The following is a 19,035-nucleotide window of genomic DNA, read 5'->3' as shown; positions in this document are numbered from 1 at the left end:
TCCCGAACTCAGCGCCCTCGCCGAAGCGCGGCCACGAAATGCTGTTCAGCGTCTTTGCCACTATCGCCATGCCAACCCGACTTGCCGCACCCGTCTGGCGTCGCGCAGCCTTACCCCGTTGTCAAGCTAACCGGCCAGGACAGCTACCGAACTCGGGTAGCGCCACAGTTTGAATTTCGGCTGTGGGTGGTGAGCGGGCGTCTTGTCGTCCACCGTGCTCAGGCTTCTACGCCGCGCGTCTTCCGCTGCGCCACCTCGTGGCATAGGGCAACGCGAACAAGTAGAGACCGCTGAGCATGAGCAAGCCGAGCGGGATCAGCGGCATGAGGTATACCCAATAGGCGGGCTCGACCCCTACGCCCAAGGTGATGAAGATGGCAGCGACGACCGCCGTAAAAATGATCGACAGCCAGCGGTGGAATTGCCGAATCCACGTGTTCCAGTTCATGAGCACCTCCTCTGAAGACGAGCTGAAGCGGACCGGGCAACCCGCTTGGCGGCGGCCGTTTATGCAAGCTTGTTTGATTTGATGGACGTCTTGTTGGCCATTGCGTTCACCGCAGATGCCCATTGGCGCCGGCACACCTTACTCTATCCGCGCCAGGACCTGCTCCAGGTTCGCTAGGAACCGCTGCCATCCGTGTTGGGCACCCTGGTAGTACTGCTGCTGATCCGGCCGGAAGCCCAACTGCTCCATGCGCAGATGGGTCCCCGTGCTCGTAGGGGTGAGCGTCCACGTGACGACACTTTTGAGATCCTTGGTATCCCACGTGTAAGACAGCGTCTTGTTGGGCTCGACGGCCTGGACCTGACAATCGACCGCCCCCCAGTCCGCGCTAAGATTGAAACGGTGGCCCTCGTCTGGCTTGAAATCGTTCTTCATCAGCCACTCCTCGATCAGGTGTGATTGCGTGAGCGCGCGCCAGATCTTTTCCGGCGGAAAAGCGACCTCCCGTTCGACAACGACGGCGCGTGTTTCGGTCTCAGTATTGGTCATTGGTCCATCCTTTTGAGCAAATCTTCGAGGTTGTCGAATCGGCTTTTCCAGAACCCAGCCATTTGGTTTGTCCAGTCGATCAGCGGCGCCAAGGCGCCGAGCTCCGCGCTATAATGCGTATTGCGGCCTTCATGACGGTCGCGCACCAACCCGGCCTGCTTCAGGACCCCAAGATGCTTTGACACGGCCGGTTGCGAGACCCCGGCCCGAGCGGTCAGGGCCGCGACGGTCTGGTCTCCGTCGCGACACAGCCGCTCGAAGATGGCCCGTCGCGTCGGATCGGCAAGCGTTCTGAAAAGGATCTCGTGGGGCTGTGCCATGGAAATCGATAACCCTATGGCTATTGATAAACCAATAACCACCGAGATATGCGTAAGTCAAGCAGGAATGTGGACCTGGCGATTGCGGACTATCGGCCTTCCGCTCGGGATCGTGAGCCGGGTTCAAACTGAGACACGCCCGAACTCTCGGAACTCGGGATCGAACTAGCGATCAGTGTGAGTTCGGCTTGACAGGTGACGGCAGCTATGCTAGGAATTTATTCATAGTGCTGATTCGCGCCAGTAACCCGTCCTTGAGGCGGTTTTTTGTGCCGTGATAATGCCGTCGACAGGCGCTTTAGTTGATCGGTAGCGTCGGAAGGGGGCCCAGGTGCTCCGTTTCAGGCAATCGCCGCGGCGCTGCGCCGTGCCTTCCACAGCAGCAGCACCATGGCCGCTATGTTCAGCAGGTTCCAGGCAATGCCGTTGAGGAATGCGGCGGCGTAGGACCCGGTCAGATCATAGATCCAGCCCGACATCCAGCCGCCGATCGCCATGCCGAAGATGGTTGCCATCATGACGATGCCGACACGCTGGCCGGCCTCTTTGGCGGGCATGTATTCGCGCACGATGATGGCATAACAAGGCACGATGCCCCCTTGCGACAGGCCGAAGACCAGCGAGACGACGTAAAGCGAGGCGAGCCCATCGAAGGGGATGTAGAACAACAGCGACAGGGCTTGCAGCACCGAGCCGATCAGCAGGGTTTTCACGCCGCCGATGCGATCGGCAAGGAAGCCGGAGGCCAGCCGGCTGACGACACCCGCCGCCAGCATGATCGACAGCATGTCGGCGCCTCGCGCCACGCCGTAGCCGAGGTCTATGCAATAGGCGACGATATGGACCTGCGGCATCGACATCGCCACGCAGCAGCCAAGGCCGGCGACGACGAGCAGCACCTGCAGGGCTGCCGGTGACAGTGAGATCGGCTGGACGGGCCGGCTGCCAGGCGACCCGGGAGCGGCGGCACGTGGTACGCCACGCCTGAGCAGCAGGATCAGCGGTACCATGGTCGCGAGGCAGACAACGCCGATCGCGGCATAGGTGAAACGCCAGCCTTCGGCCTGCATGACATACGGCATTGCCAACGGCCAGATCGCCCCGGCGAGATAGTTGCCGGCGGCGGCAGCCGTCACCGCGACGCCGCGCCGGCGATTGAACCAGTGCGAGATGTCGGCGATCAGCGGCCCGAAAATCGCCGACGTGCCGACGCCGATCAAAAGTCCCTGGACAAGAGTGAATTGCAGGATCGAACTGGTCAGCGACGCTAGCAGGAAACCGGCGCCGAGCGCCACCGAGGCAATGAGCGCCGGGATCCAGTAGCCCATGCGGTCGATGGCGCGGCCGACCAGCACATTTCCCGCTGCGAAGCCCACCATGGTCGCGGTATAGGGCATCGACGCGGCGGCGCGATCGACGCCGAATTCGGCCTGCACGGCGGGCAGCACCACGACCACCGCCCACATGCCGACGCCGCCGATCGTCGCCAGCAGCACCGAAATGCCGAGCCGCATCCAGGCATAGGCGCTGTCGATGCCGGGGCTGCTTGCCTGGCTGGAGACGGTTGTGGTCAAGGCGTTTCCTGTCGGGGTTCTGCGAAATCGACCGGTTCGACATCACTATCGGCACATTGGCGACGCCGTGCAGCGCCACATCCAGCAAATCCGTGGTTCCAGGGATGTAAGCTGAAGTGGAACAGTGGCCGCCGTCCCGGAGTTTTCCATCAACGCACCAATTGAAGGAGTTTGTTATGACCGCGAAAAGGAAATGGTCGGCCGAGGTGACCGAGCACAGCGACGCGCTGGACCTCGAGGAGCATATCTTCGAATCACACGACCCCAAGAAGATCGCGGCCTCGCTGAAGCGATCGGCCGAGCACAGCTACCGGCGCAAGGCCGAGCCGTTCCAGTCCGCCATGTCGATGCTGAATTTCTACATCAACCGTGCCGGTAAGAACCTGCCGGCCAAGCAGAAGAAAGTGCTGGAGGACGCCAAGGACGAACTGCGGGCAGCATTTGGGCGCCCGAGAGAAGATTAGAGGGTCGGCCTACCTCGACTTGATGACGCTATCTGTATTGGCCAACAGCTTGCGGACCGCGTTGCGCGCCGCATCCGGCCGCTGCAGGCGAATGTTCTTTTCGATCGCCTCGTGCAGCTTCTGCGCGTGCTGCAAATCGTCCAGTTCCCGCGTCGTATAGGCGAACAGATGATCAAACGCCGATTCGATCAGCACGCCGAGCGGTACCAGGAGGTCGTTGCCCGAGGCGCGCAGGATGGCCAGATGAAAACGCGTATCGGCGCGGGTGCGCTCTCGCAGCGTCGTCGCCTCGCCCATCTCCCGGCAGGCTTGGCTGATCTCGGCCATCTGCTCGTCTGTGCGCCGCATCGCGGCAAAGGCGGTCGCTTCCGGCTCGATGATGTGGCGGAATTCCTGCACCGTTTTCAGGAACACCTCGCGGTCGGGCGATGTCGCGTACCAGGCAAGCACGTCGCGATCGAGCAGGTTCCAGCGCTCTTTTGGTTCGACCCAGCTGCCGATCTTCGGGCGCGACGCCAGCAGGCTCTTGGCCATCAGCATCTTGATCGCCTCGCGCACCGCCGAGCGGCTGACGTCGAAGGTCTCGGACCATTTGGCTTCATTGGGCAGGATGGTTCCCGGCGGATAGTCGCCGCGCACGATCCTGAGACCGATCTCGTTGGCCAGCGACGCATGCACGCTCGACCCAGGCATACGCGCCGCGTCGGCGCGGCGCACGACTGTCGGGCGCTCGGCGGACGCCGCCTTGGCCGGTGTTTTTCTCTTATTCGGCTTCCCGTCCCGCATGCGTTCACAAAGTCCGGATTTCGAAAGCTGTCAAGCACGGGAAAAGCCTCGGGCTGCAAAGCCTGCTTCTGTGCACATGTCAGCCCGGATCGACCCCCGTCATGCCGTCTTGACGTATTTCCGCCAGCTGTGTTCCGGGCGAAACCCGAGCACATCCCGCGCCTTGCGGTTCGAAAGCAGCGTCTCGTACTCGCCGAGCTCAACCTTGACCGGCACGCCGGGATAAAACCGCTTCAAGAGTTCGGCCGTCGGCAGATCGGACGAGGTGTCGTCATTGGCGGCGTTGAACACCTGATAGCCGAGCCCATCCTTCTCGATGGCGCGCAGCGTGATCTGGCCGAGGTCGCGCGCATCGATATAGCTCCAGGCGATCCGTTTTCGGAAACCCGGATCTGCGAACCACTTCGGGAACAGCGAATATTCATGCGGTTCGATGACGTTGCCGATGCGCAAGGCGTAGACGTCGATGCCGCTGCGCAGCGCGAAGGCGCGCGCCGTCTTCTCATTGACGATCTTGGACAGCGCATAGCTGTCCATGGGATCGACATCGTACTCCTCGTCGAGCGGGAAATGCGTCGGGTCGCGCGGCTCGTTGGCGAAGACCAGCCCATAGGTCGTCTCGCTGGAGGCGATCACTACCTTGCGGATGCCGAGCTTCACCGCCGCCTCGATGACATTGTAGGTGCCGAGTGCGTTGATGCGGAACACCTCGTTGTCGGGCGTGATCATGATGCGCGGGATGGCCGCGAAGTGCACCACGGCATCGACCGGCTGCGCGCGCAGCGACGGGTCGAATTCATGCAGGCCCATATAGCTCGACAGCGCATTGAACACCTGCCCGCTGTCGGTGATGTCAGTGATCAGTGTGCGCACCTTGGGATTGTCGAGCGGCTTGGTGTCGATGTTGAGCACCTGGCATCCCTGCTCGACCAGATACTGCACAACATGACGCCCGGCCTTGCCGCTGCCGCCGGTGAACATGATCCGCTTCGTCATTTTGCTCTCCACATTCCCCAAGATTCATGTGTATTGTCAGACAATATCGAACTCTGCAATCGCCTGCCACCGCCTGCGGCGAAAACCCGCTGCAACAATTCGCCTGCCAAAGTGCAGCGCCGTCATCGAGAGCGCAACACAGGATTACACGCCATGAACACCACCGCCGCGAGCGAAAAGATCGGCTTCATCGGACTTGGCTTGATGGGACACGGGATCGCGAAGAACATCGTCGATAAGGGCTATTCCCTGACGTTTCTCGGCCGCAAGAACCGCGCTCCGGCGGAAGACCTGCTCGGCCGGGGTGCGGAGGAAGCCGCGACCTCGCGCGACGTGGCAGTGGCATCTGATATCGTCTTTATCTGCGTCACCGGCTCGCGCGAGGTCGAAGCCATCATCCGCGGGCCCGGCGGCCTCAAGGAAGGCCTGAAGAAGGGTTCGGTGGTTGTCGATTGCTCGACCTCGGACCCGACCTCGACGTTAGCGCTTGCCGCCGAGCTCAAGGCGCTCGGCGTCGACTATGTCGACGCCCCGCTCAGCCGCACGCCGAAGGAGGCTTGGGAAGGCACGCTCGACGCCATGGTCGGCGCATCCGACGTGGTCTTTGCCCGCCTCAAGCCGGTGCTCGACACCTGGGCCGGGCGCATCGTCCATATCGGCGACACTGGCGACGGCCACCGCATGAAGCTGCTCAACAATTTCATCTCGCTGGGCTACGCGGCGATCTATTCGGAGGCGCTGGCGCTGGCGCAAAAGGTCGGCATCTCGCCGCCGCGCTTCGACAGCGTCATCCGCAACGGCCGCATGGATTGCGGCTTCTACCAGACCTTTATGCGCTGGACGCTGGAAGGCGACCGCGATGCGCACAAATTCACCATCGCCAACGCCTTCAAGGACCTCACCTATCTCGAATCGATGGCGGGTGCTGCCGGCATCGCCAACCCGCTCGGCAATGCCACCAAGAACGCCTTCGCCGGCGCATTCGCCGCCGGGCCCGCCGATCAATATGTGCCGATGCTGGCGACGCATATCGGCAAGGTCAACGGCGTCGACCTGACACCGACGAAGGAGGGGAAGAAACAGGCGATTTGACGCGATTGGCTCGCTGTATCTGATCAAGGTTGGCGCTGCCCCTCATCCGGCTGCCGCCACCTTCTCCCCGTGAAAAACGGGGAGAAGGAACAAGCTCCAGCGCTGGCGTCCCCCTCTCCCCGTTCTTCACGGGGTGAGGGTAAGGGTGAGGGGCGGCGCCGACTTTGCGGTATAAATCACCGCCGCGACCGCCCGATAACGTCGTCAGTGTTGGCGAGCAGTCTGTGCACGGCATTCCTTGCCGCCGCCGGACGCCTGAGCCGGATGTTCTTCTCGATGGCCTCGTGCAGCGCCTGCGCCCGAGGCTGGTCGCTGGTTTCGCGCGTGACGAAAACGAAGAGGTGGTCGAGCGCCGATTCGATCAGCACACCGAGCGGCACCAGAAGGTCGTTACCCGAGGCGCGCAGGATGGCGAGGTGAAAACGCGTGTCGGCGCGGGTGCGCTCGGGCAGGGTCGCCGCCTCCCCCATCTCACGGCAGGCCTGGCTGATCTCGGCCATCTGCTCGTCGCTACGCCGCATCGCGGCAAAGGCGCTGGCTTCCGGCTCTATGATGTGGCGGAATTCCTGGACGGTGCGCAGGAACATCTCGCGATCGGGCGCCGTCGCATACCAGGCAAGCACGTCGCGATCGAGCAGGTTCCAGCGCTCCTTCGGTTCGACCCAGCTGCCGATCTTGGGGCGTGAGGCCAGCAGGCTCTTGGCCATCAGCATCTTGATCGCCTCGCGAACCGCCGAGCGGCTGACGTTGAAAGTGTCGGACCATTTGGCTTCATTGGGCAGGATGGTTCCGGGCGGATAGTCGCCGCGCACGATCCTGAGACCGATCTCGTTGGCCAGCGACGCATGCACGCTCGATCCGGGGATCAGCGCCGCGTCGGTACGGCGCGCGCCGGGCGGACGGGCAGCCCGTGCCTTGACCTTGGCCCGTGCCTTGACCGTAGTAAGTCGCTTTTTCGATCTTGCGTCCGACATCCATGTTCCCCGGCACAGGCTGAACTCAAGGCGCGGCAAAGCAGGAGCGGTTCGCCCCTGCAATCTCACCTCGCAGGTTTTCGTGAACCGGTGTGACGGGGCGTCCGGCGAGCGGCCGCCCCGAAAACTGCGAACCTACTTCTGGATGCAGGTATCGACCGTGTCCTTGGTGCACTCGTCGAGACCGGTGAAGACCGGATCGGCGACGGGCTTGCCTTCGATCAGGTCGATCATCACCGAGGGCGCCTTGTAGCCCATCTCGAACGGCCGCTGGCCGACCAATGCGGTCACCAGACCCTCCTTGGCAATGGCCACCTCGTCACCGATCGTATCGGCCGCACCGATGACGAACTCGTTCTTGGCGATCTTATCGGCCATCGGCTTGAACAAGTCGCGATAGGGCTGCGGCGCGCCGAACAGCGGCCAGCCGCCCATGATGCCGAACGCGTCAAGATCGGGATTGGCGGCGAGGATATCGGTCATCGCCTGCACGCCCTTGGCGCCGTCGTCATTGGTGAACACCGGGCAACCGGCGACCTCGGTCCAGCCGCCCTCGCCGGCGAGCGCCGGGAGATCCTTCTGGCCGGAAAGCGCGTCGCGCATGCCCTGGGCGCGGCGCAGGATATTGTCAGCCGCCGGATTGCCCTCAATGGTGCAGATCTTGCCACCCTCCGGCTTGCCCTTCTTGATGTACTCACCGATCTTGTAGCCCATCAGGTAGTTGTCGGTGCCGAGATAGGTCTTGCGCAGCGCCGCATCTTCCTTGCTGAGGTCGGCGTCGAGCGTCATGATTGGGATCGACGGATTGGCACTTTTGATCGTTTGCGCGATCAGCGGCGCGTTGGACGGCGAAATGGCCATCGCCGCTGTGTCCGGTTTGCTCAGCATGTCCTGAACGATCTGGGCTTCGCCGGCCTCGTCCGAGGTCGACGCCGGGCCGGTGTAGAAGCATTCATACTCCGAGTTGGCGTTTTCCGAGTTCCATTTCTGGCAACCCTGGTTGATGGCCTCGAAGAACGGATTGTCGAGCCCCTTCACCACGATGACGAGCTGTTTTTTGGCCATAGCCGGCCCGGCGCCCAACGCCAGCATGGCGACGGCAGCGAGCAATAGTGATTTCCTCATTTCAGTCCTCCCTTGAAACAGACGGACACGGCGTGCCCGCCACACAGACCAGCCCGGAAGCGCGATGACAGAGGTTCGTTTCGCGAGCGCTCGTGTCGCCAAGCCGGGCCGATAAGTATTTCCAGATGCGATCGCAGACCAGCGCGATATGGACGCTGCCAGATCCTCAACCGATAAACCTCCGCCGATCCCGCCCAGCGCACCGGGACAGGAGATCGGCATAATCTCCTCCGGCGCCTAGCTAATATCGGCTTGCGACCAACGTCAATTGCTATTTGTCCTACAAAACGGATTTTTCGAAAGAAGCCGCTGTTGACGGCAAGGGGGCATGTGCGTAAATGGGCAAAAGCGCTGTTCCCGGGAGGAGCTGGGAAGAGCGAGGCCGCGGCAGAACCGCAGCCGCAAAGCACGGGGAGGAAGCAGTCTGGTGTCGGTTCTCGAACTTGCCAACATCTCGAAACATTTCGGCGCGATCCAGGCCGTCAACGACGTTTCGCTGTCGATCGAGGCCGGACAGGTGGTCGGCCTGATGGGCGATAACGGCGCCGGCAAGTCGACGCTGGTCAAGATGATCGCCGGCAATTTCCGCCCGAGCCACGGCACGATGCAGATGGACGGCAAGGAGCTTATCCTGCACAAGCCGGTGGAGGCGCGCCAGCACGGCATCGAGATCGTCCATCAGGATCTGGCGCTGTGCAACAATCTGACGGCCGCCGCCAATGTCTATCTCGGCCGCGAGTTGCGCCGTGGCGTCGGGCCGTTTCGCATCCTCGACTACGCCGCCATGTACAAGCGCGCCGGCCAGATTTTTGCCGTGCTGAAATCCGAAACCCGCCCGCGCGACTTGGTCAAGCAGATGTCGGGCGGCCAGCGGCAAGCGGTGGCGATCGCCCGCACCATGCTTTCGCAGGCCAAGATCGTGCTGATGGACGAGCCGACGGCGGCGATCTCGGTCCGGCAGGTCGCCGAGGTGCTGAATCTGATCCGTCATTTGCGCGACCAGGGCATTGCGGTCGTGCTGATCAGTCACCGCATGCCCGATGTCTTTGACGTTGCAGACCGCGTTATCGTCATGCGGCGCGGCCGCAAGGTTGCCGACAAGACGATCGCGTCGAGTTCGCCCGAGGAAGTTACCGGGCTCATCACCGGCGCCATCGAACAGGTTTGATGTCAGCGGGTTTCACCACGCAAGCAGATAAAGGTCGACGATGGCAGTAACTCTTGACCAGACGATCGCGCAGAAACAGCACACTTTGCTGACCCGGGTGTTTGCCAGCCAGACCTTCTGGGTGGTGATCGCGGTCATCCTCGCCTGCCTGTTCCTGTCCGTCGCCACGGATTCCTTCGCCACGACGAAGAACCTCTACAACATCACCCGCAACGTCACCTTCGTCGCCATCGTCGCGCTCGGCATGACCTTCGTCATCATCACCGGCGGCATCGACCTTTCGGTCGGTTCGGTGCTTTGCCTGTGTTCGATGGTGCTGGCGGTGACCATGCATGCCGGCTACGGCATCGAGATCGGCATTGCCGCTGCAATCGCGACAGCGCTGGTCATCGGCGCCTTCAACGGCATCCTGATCGCCTATCTCGGTTTTCCGCCGTTCGTGGTGACGCTCGGCATGCTGTCGATCGCGCGCAGCCTTGCCATGGTCGCCTCCAACAACACCGTCGTCTTCCAGTTCGGGCCCGATCACGACAAGCTTCTGGCGCTGGGCGGCGGCGCCTTTGTGTTCGGCATCGCCAATCCGGTGCTCTACACGATCGTGCTGGCGCTGATCACCGGCTTCGTCCTGCGCTGGACGAAATTCGGCCGGCACATCTTCGCCATCGGCGGCAACGAGCATGCGGCGACGCTGACCGGCGTTCCGGTGCGCCAGATCAAGGTCGCGGTCTACATGATTTCGGCGCTGGCGGCCGGCATTGCCGGCATCATCCAGACCGGCTGGCTGGGCGCCGTCACCACCAATCTCGGCAACGGCATGGAGCTTCAGGTCATCGCCGCCACCGTCATCGGTGGCGCCAACCTGGCCGGCGGCATGGGCACGGCCTTTGGCGCAGTCGTCGGCGCGGCGCTGATCGAGGTGATCCGCAACAGTCTCGGGCTGCTCGGCATCAATGCCTTCTGGCAAGGCGTGTTCATCGGCAGCGCCATTCTGCTGGCCGTTCTGTTCGACCGGCTCCGCAATTTCAGGCGCAACGAATAGGCCGCAGTCACGAGCGCTATTCGTTTCCGTTGCTATCGCTCAGTCTGAAAATCAGCCGGCAGCGTCCATGACCGGCGTCAGGCGTGCGCATGCGCCTTGACGCGGACACAAAGCCCGCCGCACAATCCCCACTGCAGGCGAAGGGAGGCCAGTCGCCTGCGGGAGGATATACCCATGACGGAAGCGATCAGGCTCTATTGGGGCCGGTTCGGACATGTTTCTGTCCTGAACGTCGCCAGCGACTTCGTCACCCATGCTCATGTCGAGGCGCATATCATCATCTGGCTGGAAGGCACGGCCGGCGAGATGACCATCGGCCGCGAGACGGTGCGGCTTGGACCGGGCACCGCTGCCGGCATCAATTCCTTCCAGCCGCACAGCCACGCTTTGTCCCGCGACGGCCGGCCCGGCCTGTTCCTCGCCTTCTACATCGATCCGGACTGGGCGCGCCGGCGCCGCGACCTGCCGTCCGCCGCGCCGCTGTTTTCAGCACCGGCGATTACATTGGAGCCCTGGCTGCACAAGGCGGCAGCCAACCTTCTCGACCATCTCAGCGACAATGAGAGCATCGACGACATCGCCAATTACGAGATCGAGCGCTTCATCGACAGTGTGCTCGACGCCGCCGACGCCTCGGCACCGCAAGTGGCACGCGCCCGCGTCCACACCATGCAGGATTTCCGTGTTCGCAAGGCGATCCAGCTGATGAAGGCCAATGTCTGCGAACGCATCTGCTTCGATGATGTGGCGCGCAGCGTCGGCCTGTCGCGGCCGCATTTCTTCGCGCTGTTCAAGGAGCAGACCAATCTGACGCCCAACGTCTACTGGAACACGTTGCGCATGGAGGAAGCGGTGCGGCAGTTGCAATGGTCGCAGGAGCCGCTGATCTCGGTCGCCTGCAATCTCGGCTTCACCACGCAAGGCAATTTCTCGCGCTTCTTCCGCGACCATGTCGGCGTTCCGCCGACACTCTATCGCGAGGCGGCGCGGGCGATTTCCTGAACCATTTTCAGACTGCCCGTTTTTCAGACTGCCCGTTTTTTCAGACTATTTGATAGGCGTTCAAGACGCATTGATAAGCGCCGCCGGGCTCGCCGCCCTACCCTCGCGACACAGATATTTGCAAGGGAACGATCATATGGCGAAAGTCACCGTCTCCAGCGTCATCGACGCGCCGGTCGAAAAGGTCTGGGAGCGCATACGCGACTTCAACGGCCTTCCGAGCTGGCACCCGCGCATGGTCGAGAGCCATATCGAGGACGGCAACGACGCCGGCGCGATCGGCTGCGTGCGCAATTTCCAGCTCGCCAGCGGCGCCCGCATCCGCGAAAAGCTGCTCGACTTCTCCGACGACAATTTCCTCGTCAGCTACTCCATCCTGGAGACGCCGCAGCCGCTCACCAATCACAAGGCGACGCTGAAATTGCGGAGGGTGACCGATGGCGACCGCACCTATGCCGAATGGACCGCCAGCTTCGACGCCGCTCCCGAGGAAGCCGACAAGCTGGCCGAGGGCATGGGCGCCAACGTCTTCCAGGGCGGTTTCAACGCCTTGAAAAGTCATTTCGCTGGCCAAGGTTGAACTGAATTGGGCTGACAAACAGGAGCGTTCCATGGCGCTTGCACTGCAGACTTTTTCGACGGTGAAGGACGCGAATGCGGCGCTGAAAGCCGCCGGCACCCGCTATCTCGGCGGCGGCACGCTGGTCATGCGCGCCGCCAATGAAGGCGATGTCTCGGTCTCCAGCCTCAACAGGTCGACCGAACCGACGCTGTCGGCGATCACCGTTTCCGGCGGCGCGGTCCGCATCGGCGCTTCGGTGACCATGGCGGCGATCGCCCGTCATCCGGATCTCGCGTCGCTTGCCCACGCCGCGCGCGCCGTCGGCGGCCCGGCTATCCGCAACATGGCGACGGTCGGCGGCAATCTCTTCGCGCCGGCACCGTATGGCGATTTCGCCGTCGCGCTACTGGCGTTGGATGCAATTGTCAGCACCGATGACGGTGACCTGCCGATCGAAACCTTTCTGGCAAAACGCGAAAGCAATCGCGCCATCGTCACTGCGGTCAGCTTCAGCCTTCCAGTGGCCGGCGGGTTTCGCTTCCTGAAAGTGTCGAGGGTCAAGCCGAAGGGCGTCTCGGTGCTGAGCATCGCCGCCGTGCTGGAGCGGGCGCCGGACGGCATCGTGTCTTCGGCGCGGATCGCGCTTGGCTGCATGGCCGACCGGCCGATGCGTGCGACGGCGGCGGAGAAGGCGCTGCTCGGCAGGACGCTCACCAGCGATGGCATCGCCCCGGCGCTGGCTGTCGCGAGCGACGGCACCTCGCCCATCACCGATCCGATCGCCAGTGCCTGGTATCGCAATGAAGTCCTGCCGGTCCATCTCGGCCGGCTGCTGCTTGCCTGAAGTACCCATCGGGAGAGCGTGCTTGCCCGCACGGCAAGCGCGGAAGGAGGGAAACATGACAAAGGTCCCGGTTCAGCTCACGCTCAACGGCGCGGAGAAGGCCGAGTTCATCGACAGCGGCACGACGCTGCTTCATGCGCTGCGCGACAAGGTCGGCGACACCTCGCCAAAGGGCGGCTGCCATCAAGGCACCTGCGGCGCCTGCTCGGTTATCATCGACGGCGAGCTCAGGCTTTCCTGCCTGACTCTGGCCGAAACCTGCAACGGCGCCGCCATCACCACGACATCGGGGCTCTCTGGAGGCGGCGTGCTGCATCCCTTGCAGCGCGCCTTTGTCGATGCCTTCGCCACCCAATGCGGGTTTTGCACGCCGGGCGTGATCATGGCCGCCAAAGTGCTGCTCGAGCACACGCCGAACCCCAGCCGCGAGGATGTTGTCGAGGCGCTGTCGGGCAATATCTGCCGCTGCACGGGCTACGAGCCGATCATCCAGGCGGTGCTGACCGCCGCGCGGTCCAATTCGCAGTACGCGGCTTGAGGGGAGTAAAAAAAGATGGAACTCCGCAAGAGCTATTTCGCCGACCAGCGCAAAGACGATCTGCACGAAATCGGCCAGCCGCGGCCGCGCTCCGATTCACCCGGTCATGTCACCGGCAAGACCGCCTATTTCGCCGACCGCAATTTTCCCGGCATGCTGCACCTGAAGATGGTGCGCAGCCCGCACCATCATGCCCGTATCCGCAGCATCGACACATCAGAGGCCGAGAAGCACCCGGGCGTGGTAAAAATCCTGACTGCCAAGGATGTGCCGCACAATGTCTACACCATTCTGATCCTGATCCAGATCGGGCCGGAGGACGAAACGGTGCTGGCCGACGGCAAGGTGCGCTGGAAAGGCGAGGCGGTGGTGGCGGTGCTGGCCGAGACCGAGCGGGCCGCGCAGGAAGCGGCGGCCAAGGTCAAGGTCGATTACGAGGTGCTGCCGGCAGTCTTCGACATGGAGGAAGCGCTGAAGCCCGGCGCGCCGATAGTCAACGAATATCACGGCCGGAACTATTACCTCTATGACAGCGGCGAATGCCGCAAGGTGCGCTTCGGCGATGTCGAGGCCGGCTTCGCCGGGGCCGATCACGTGCTCGAACAGACCTACCAATCCTCGCCGATCGAGCACGCGCCGACCGAGACGACCGGCTGCATCGTCGCCCCAGAGGGCAATGACCGCTTCACCTGCTACACCAACACGCAGGCGATGTTCTTCACCCTCGACAACGCCTCGATCATCCTGCAAATGCCGGGCAACAAGCTGCATTTCGTCGGCGGCACCGTCGGCGGCGGTTTTGGCGGCAAGGTCGACGTCATCGTCGAGCCGATTGCCATCCTCGGCGCCAAGCTGACCGGGCGTCCCGTCTCCTTCATCTACAGTCGCGAGGAGGAGATGCAGATCTCCTCGCCGCGCGCCGCGGAAAAGGTCGTCATCAAGGACGGCGTCATGAAGGACGGCCATATCGTCGCCCGCAAAGTCACCGGCTACACCGATGCCGGCGCCTATTCGCGTCATTCGCCCTATGGCGCGCAGAAGGGCGCCGGCCACTATCCCGGTCCCTACACGATCCCGAACGTCTGGATCGACACCTACTGTGTCTACACCAACCGCACGCCCTCCTCCGCCATGCGCGGCTTCGGCGTCACCATCGGCGATTTCGCGCTGGAGGTGCAGATGGACAAGCTCGCCCGGCTGATCGGCATGGACCCGCTCGAATTCCGCTTCATCAACGCCTATCGCGACGGCGACATGAAGGCACATCGCCAGCCGACCGAGGGCGCTGCGCTGATCGAGTGCATGCAGGAAGCGTCGCGCGCTGCCAACTGGCCGGTGGCGGAAAAATTCATGGCCATGTCGTCCTACGCAAAAGGAGCTTGAGATGGCGATCAGGCGCGGACGCGGCGTCGCCGCGATCAACTATCCGACCGGCATGAACCTCGGCGGCGACCCCACGCAGGCGCTGGTGCATTCGACGCCGACCGGCAATTTCATGGTGACGCTGTCATCAGTCGATCTCGGCCAGGGCATGAAGCAGATCATGGCGCAGATCTGCGCCGAGACGATCGGCGTGCCGACCGACCGCGTCGTCGTCGACACCGCCGACACCGATACCGGCCCGCACTGCATGGGCACCTTCGCCTCGCGCGGCACCCACCGCGCCGGCAACGCCGTCATCCAGGCGGCCAGGGAAGCCCGCCAGGTGATGCTGGAAGTGGCGGCCGAGGATCTGGAAGTGAATGCGTCGGACCTCGAGACCGACGGCCAGGGCAACATTCTGGTCAAGGGCGCGCCGCAAAAGTCGATCTCGATCTTCGATGTCGCGCTGTCGGCGCATTTCAAGCGCGGCCGCTCGATTTCCGGCCGCGGCATGTTTCTCATCCCGCGCTCGTACCCAGAGAAGGAGACCGGCGCTATGAAGCCATCGACCTGCTACGCCCATGCCTGCACGGTGGCGGAAGTCGAGGTCGACGACGAGACCGGCGAGGTCACCGTGCTGACCGTCAAGAACGTCTTCGAGATCGGCCGCGCGCTGAACCCGAAAATGGTCGAGCAGCAATTGGTTGGTGGCTCGTGGATGGGCATCAGCCATGCGCTCTACGAGACGACCGAACCCTATTATCCCAATCGCGATCATGGCAGCACCGACTTCAACCAGTATCTGATGCCGGGTCCTGGTGATCTCGCGCAAACTGAGATTATCGTGCTGGAACGGCCCTCGGCCGACGGCCCGTACGGCGCCAAGGGGCCAGGCGAAATGTGCGCCAACCCGCAAATCCCGGCGGTCGCCAATGCCGTGTTCGACGCGGTCGGCGTTCGCATCGACACGCTGCCGATCACGCCGGAACGCATCCTGCGGGCGCTGAAGGCGCAAGCATCGAACTGAGTGCTGGGAATGCCCAAGAGAAGCGCCGAGACTGTCGCGATCTCGCCGGAGGCGGTGGCGTCGCGCCTCGCCGCCTCGCGCTATCTGGCCGATGAGAGCCTGGCCACCGCCATCTTCCTGGCGATAAGACTAGGCAAGCCGCTGCTGCTCGAAGGCGCGCCGGGTGTCGGCAAGACCGAAGCGGCGAAGGCGATAGCTGAAGTGCTCGGGCGCGACCTCATGCGGCTGCAATGCTATGAAGGCATCGACGCAGCACACGCGCTCTACGAATGGAACTACCAGCGCCAGTTGCTCGCCATCCGTCATGCCGGCGAGCATGAGGTCGACATCTATGACGACCGGTTCCTGATCGCGCGGCCGCTGCTGCAGGTGCTGAAAGCGCCGGAAAAGCGCGTGCTGCTGGTCGACGAGATCGACCGTTCCGATCATGAGTTCGAAGCGCTGCTGCTGGAGTTTCTTTCCGATTTCCAGATCAGCATTCCTGAGAGAGGCACCATCCGCGCGACGGCGCAGCCGATCGTCATCCTGACCTCGAACCGCACCCGCGAATTGGCGGAAGCGCTGCGGCGCCGCTGCGTCTACCACTGGATCACCTATCCCAACGCCGAGCGCGAGGCCGCCATCATCATGCTGCGCGCCGGTGACGTCGCCGAGGCGACCGCACGCGCCGTGGCTTCTGCCGTGCGCGACATCCGCGCCCGTCCGTTGGCCAAGCCGCCAGGCATCGCCGAAGCGGTCGAATGGGCCAACGCCGCGACGATCCTCGAGAAGGGCGGCAGCCCGTGGCCGGAAGCGTTCCGCCGCGCCATTGGCGTGTTGATCAAGGATGAGGAGGACCTCTCCTACATCGCCCCCGAGCTCGGCCGGATCGTCGAGGAGGCACTGGCGTGACACGCAACGTCAACGACCCCCTCGCACCGTTCACGGGGAGAAGGTGCCCCGAAGGGGCGGATGAGGGGCAGCGCCAAACGCGAGTGTCGACGCCGCCCCTCACCTGCCTGCCGGCATCCTCCCCGTGAACGGGGAGAGGAAAGCTTGCCGCGGGCGGCTGCACCGTTCCTCGGCTTCGGCCGGCTGCTGCGCCGCTATGGCTTTCCGGTCGCACCCGAGCAGGTGTCAGGCTTCATGCAGGCGGTGACGCTGCTTGGCCCGCGCTCGATGGCCGATATCCACGAGGCCGCGCTTGCCACGCTGGCTCCGCCGCCCGACCGCCGCGATGAATTCGAGGCACATTTCCAAAGCCACTTCTACGGCAACACCGCGGCCGTGGTCGAAGGCGAGGCCGACGAGGAAACCCGCATCAAAGATGACGGCGGCACCAGCGATGAAGAGAGCGAGGTGGCGCGCCAGGAAGAAGGCGGCGAGCTGTCGTCCGGCGCCGAACAGTTGAGCGCTCGCGACTTCCAGCGCGACGGCGACGGGCTTGCCGTTTTCCGCCGCAAGCTCGCTACCGCCTTGCCCACCCGCCGCTCCTTCCGCACCGTGCGCACGCACGCGCGCGGCAAGCTCGATCTGCGCCGATCGCTCCGCGAAATCGTCAGTGCCGATGGCGATATACCGTCGCCGCGGCTGCGCCGCCGGCAGACTGTGCCGCGCAAGCTGCTGGTCCTGATCGACGTGTCCGGCTCGATGAAGCTGCACACGTCGGACTACCTCAACCTGGCGCATGCGGCGGTGCAAGGCGCGGACCGGGCGGAAATTTTCACCTTCGGCACGCGGCTGACCCGCATCACCACGGCGTTGCGCATTCGCGACCGAGACCAGGCGCTGGCCAAGGTGGCAGCACTGGTCGACGACTGGGACGGCGGCACGCGAATGGGACCAACGCTGCTCGCCTTCCTGTCGGTGCCGCGCTTTTCCGCCTTTGCACGCGGCGCGGCGGTCGTCATCCTGTCCGATGCGCTGGAGCGCGGCGACCATGCCGAGCTGGAAATGGCGATGCGCCGGCTGAGTGCCCGCGCCTTCCGGCTTTCGCTGGCGACGCCGCTGGCCAGCGATCCGCGCTTCCAGCCGGCCACGGCAGCACTTCGCGCCATCCTGCCGGTGCTCGACGATCTGGTCGACGGTTCGTCCATCGCCGGTCTCACCGATTTCATCCTGTCGCTCGCCCGCCCTGCCCTGACGGCCGCAGCAATCTGGAAAAGGGTTTCATAATGCAGAAGGCGATAGACGCGCATTTCCACATCTGGCGCCGAGAGGATCAGCCCTGGCTGCGCGGGCCGATGGTCCCGCGCATCTTCGGGCCCTACGAGCCGATCCGCCGCGACTATCCGATCGAGGAGTTCCTCGCCGACCAGAAAGGCTCAGGCGTCGAAAAGGCGGTCTATGTCCAGACCAACTGGGCTAAGGAGGATTTCGAGACTGAAGTCGGCTTCCTGCAGAAGACGGCTAACGAAACCGGCTGGCCGCATGCCATCGTCGGCTATGCCGACATGACTGTGGACGATGTGCGCCATCAGATTGATCGGCTAGTAAAATACAAGCTGCTGCGCGGCGTGCGCATGCAGCTGCACTGGCACGAAACGCCGGCCTTCCGCTTTGCCGCTTCCGCCGACCAGGTGATCGACCCGAAGGTGCGGGCCAATGTGGCGCGGCTGAAAGACTATCGCATGTCCTTCGACCTGCAGCTTTTCCCGTCCCAGATGAAGGACGGGCTGACGCTGGTTGCAGAGAACCCGGAGACGAATTTCATCCTCACCCATACCGGCATGCTGACCGACATGTCGGACGAAACCACGGAGGCCTGGAAGGCCGGATTGCGCACGCTTTCAGCAGCGCCAAACCTCTACGCCAAGCTCTCCGGCCTCGGCACCTTCGTCCACCGCAACGACCCGGCGCTGATCGCCTATATCGTCGACAACGCGATCGACATCCTCGGCAGCGACCGTCTGATGTTCGGCTCGAACTTCCCGATCGAGAAGCTGTGGACCAGCCACGCCGTGCTGATCAAGGCGCACCGCGAGGCAGTGGCCAAGCACGGCGCGGCGGCAGAGGCGGACATCTTTTGGAACACGGCTGAGAAGGTGTATCGGCCGGTGTAGCGAGCAGCGCCCTTTCCTTCTCCCCTTGTGAGGGCTTTGCACGGGAGCCGAAGTTTGGCGCAGATGGCGCGTGGGGCGTTTTTTGAACCGCAATCGAGCCACATTGGCCCGGTTTGCGGGGCAT

General features: G+C 63.4%; 21 protein-coding genes. 13 read left to right on the top strand and 8 right to left on the bottom strand.

Going from position 1 to position 19,035, the window contains the following annotated elements:
* Positions 1-226: 226 nt before the first annotated feature.
* The 4 genes from NKH12_RS20440 to NKH12_RS20425 form a co-directional block, all read right to left on the bottom strand.
* Complete coding sequence (locus tag NKH12_RS20440; protein WP_352954789.1) at positions 227-448, bottom strand: hypothetical protein; 222 nt, start codon at positions 446-448, stop codon at positions 227-229.
* 138 nt (positions 449-586) lie between these two features.
* Positions 587-997, bottom strand: coding sequence for an SRPBCC family protein (locus NKH12_RS20435; protein WP_352954788.1), 411 nt, complete (start codon positions 995-997; stop codon positions 587-589).
* On the bottom strand, positions 994-1,317 hold the full coding sequence (locus tag NKH12_RS20430) for an ArsR/SmtB family transcription factor (protein ID WP_352954787.1): 324 nt from the start codon (positions 1,315-1,317) through the stop codon (positions 994-996). Before NKH12_RS20430 ends, NKH12_RS20435 begins: the two co-directional genes overlap by 4 nt.
* Before the next feature lie 341 nt (positions 1,318-1,658).
* Positions 1,659-2,831, bottom strand: a complete 1,173-nt coding sequence (locus NKH12_RS20425; RefSeq protein ID WP_352954805.1) for an MFS transporter — start codon at positions 2,829-2,831, stop codon at positions 1,659-1,661.
* Between the two features lie 236 nt (positions 2,832-3,067).
* On the opposite strand from NKH12_RS20425, the gene NKH12_RS20420 reads away from it, so the two are divergent.
* Positions 3,068-3,355, top strand: coding sequence for a DUF3175 domain-containing protein (locus NKH12_RS20420; RefSeq protein WP_352954786.1), 288 nt, complete (start codon positions 3,068-3,070; stop codon positions 3,353-3,355).
* A gap of 9 nt (positions 3,356-3,364) precedes the next feature.
* On the opposite strand, the gene NKH12_RS20415 is transcribed toward NKH12_RS20420, so the two are convergent.
* A complete protein-coding gene (locus NKH12_RS20415) occupies positions 3,365-4,141 on the bottom strand; it encodes a FadR/GntR family transcriptional regulator (protein ID WP_352954785.1) in 777 nt (258 codons plus the stop codon).
* A gap of 99 nt (positions 4,142-4,240) precedes the next feature.
* Positions 4,241-5,137 (bottom strand): NAD-dependent epimerase/dehydratase family protein, encoded by an 897-nt coding sequence (locus tag NKH12_RS20410; RefSeq protein WP_352954784.1) that lies wholly within the window; start codon positions 5,135-5,137, stop codon positions 4,241-4,243.
* Positions 5,138-5,290: 153 nt separating this feature from the next.
* Here NKH12_RS20410 and NKH12_RS20405 point away from each other — a divergent pair, with 153 nt between their 5' ends.
* Entirely contained in the window at positions 5,291-6,229 is a 939-nt protein-coding gene (locus tag NKH12_RS20405) for an NAD(P)-dependent oxidoreductase (protein ID WP_352954783.1), read from the top strand.
* 176 nt (positions 6,230-6,405) lie between these two features.
* Here NKH12_RS20405 and NKH12_RS20400 read toward each other — a convergent pair whose 3' ends face one another.
* Together NKH12_RS20400 and NKH12_RS20395 are read right to left on the bottom strand one after the other, a co-directional pair.
* Entirely contained in the window at positions 6,406-7,203 is a 798-nt protein-coding gene (locus tag NKH12_RS20400; protein ID WP_352954782.1) for a FadR/GntR family transcriptional regulator, read from the bottom strand.
* 135 nt (positions 7,204-7,338) lie between these two features.
* A complete protein-coding gene (locus NKH12_RS20395; protein WP_352954781.1) occupies positions 7,339-8,328 on the bottom strand; it encodes a sugar-binding protein in 990 nt (329 codons plus the stop codon).
* Between the two features lie 427 nt (positions 8,329-8,755).
* Between NKH12_RS20395 and NKH12_RS20390 the strand changes: the two genes are divergently transcribed.
* The 11 genes from NKH12_RS20390 (at position 8,756) to NKH12_RS20340 (ending at position 18,911) form a co-directional block, all read left to right on the top strand.
* A complete protein-coding gene (locus NKH12_RS20390) occupies positions 8,756-9,496 on the top strand; it encodes an ATP-binding cassette domain-containing protein (RefSeq protein WP_029351636.1) in 741 nt (246 codons plus the stop codon).
* A gap of 40 nt (positions 9,497-9,536) precedes the next feature.
* Positions 9,537-10,535, top strand: a complete 999-nt coding sequence (locus tag NKH12_RS20385) for an ABC transporter permease (RefSeq protein WP_352954780.1) — start codon at positions 9,537-9,539, stop codon at positions 10,533-10,535.
* A gap of 174 nt (positions 10,536-10,709) precedes the next feature.
* A complete protein-coding gene (locus NKH12_RS20380) occupies positions 10,710-11,537 on the top strand; it encodes an AraC family transcriptional regulator (RefSeq protein ID WP_192359775.1) in 828 nt (275 codons plus the stop codon).
* A 136-nt stretch (positions 11,538-11,673) separates the two neighbouring features.
* Positions 11,674-12,117, top strand: coding sequence for an SRPBCC family protein (locus NKH12_RS20375; RefSeq protein ID WP_352954779.1), 444 nt, complete (start codon positions 11,674-11,676; stop codon positions 12,115-12,117).
* 31 nt (positions 12,118-12,148) lie between these two features.
* A complete protein-coding gene (locus tag NKH12_RS20370) occupies positions 12,149-12,943 on the top strand; it encodes an FAD binding domain-containing protein (protein WP_352954778.1) in 795 nt (264 codons plus the stop codon).
* A gap of 55 nt (positions 12,944-12,998) precedes the next feature.
* Positions 12,999-13,481, top strand: a complete 483-nt coding sequence (locus NKH12_RS20365) for a (2Fe-2S)-binding protein (RefSeq protein ID WP_352954777.1) — start codon at positions 12,999-13,001, stop codon at positions 13,479-13,481.
* A 15-nt stretch (positions 13,482-13,496) separates the two neighbouring features.
* Positions 13,497-14,864: a xanthine dehydrogenase family protein molybdopterin-binding subunit gene (locus NKH12_RS20360; RefSeq protein ID WP_352954776.1), complete on the top strand. Its 1,368-nt coding sequence runs from the start codon at positions 13,497-13,499 to the stop codon at positions 14,862-14,864.
* 1 nt (position 14,865) lies between these two features.
* On the top strand, positions 14,866-15,870 hold the full coding sequence (locus NKH12_RS20355) for a xanthine dehydrogenase family protein molybdopterin-binding subunit (RefSeq protein ID WP_352954775.1): 1,005 nt from the start codon (positions 14,866-14,868) through the stop codon (positions 15,868-15,870).
* A 9-nt stretch (positions 15,871-15,879) separates the two neighbouring features.
* Positions 15,880-16,761, top strand: coding sequence for an AAA family ATPase (locus tag NKH12_RS20350; protein ID WP_352954774.1), 882 nt, complete (start codon positions 15,880-15,882; stop codon positions 16,759-16,761).
* Positions 16,762-16,905: 144 nt separating this feature from the next.
* Positions 16,906-18,024 (top strand): vWA domain-containing protein, encoded by a 1,119-nt coding sequence (locus NKH12_RS20345; protein ID WP_352954773.1) that lies wholly within the window; start codon positions 16,906-16,908, stop codon positions 18,022-18,024.
* Positions 18,024-18,911, top strand: coding sequence for an amidohydrolase family protein (locus tag NKH12_RS20340; protein ID WP_352954772.1), 888 nt, complete (start codon positions 18,024-18,026; stop codon positions 18,909-18,911). Before NKH12_RS20345 ends, NKH12_RS20340 begins: the two co-directional genes overlap by 1 nt.
* The last annotated feature ends 124 nt before the right edge of the window (positions 18,912-19,035 follow it).

Source organism: Mesorhizobium sp. M1322 (genome assembly GCF_040318085.1).
Taxonomy (GTDB): Bacteria; Pseudomonadota; Alphaproteobacteria; order Rhizobiales; family Rhizobiaceae; genus Mesorhizobium.
The sequence above is the reverse complement of the archived record's forward strand: the minus strand, read 5'-3'. Positions and strand labels throughout refer to the sequence as shown.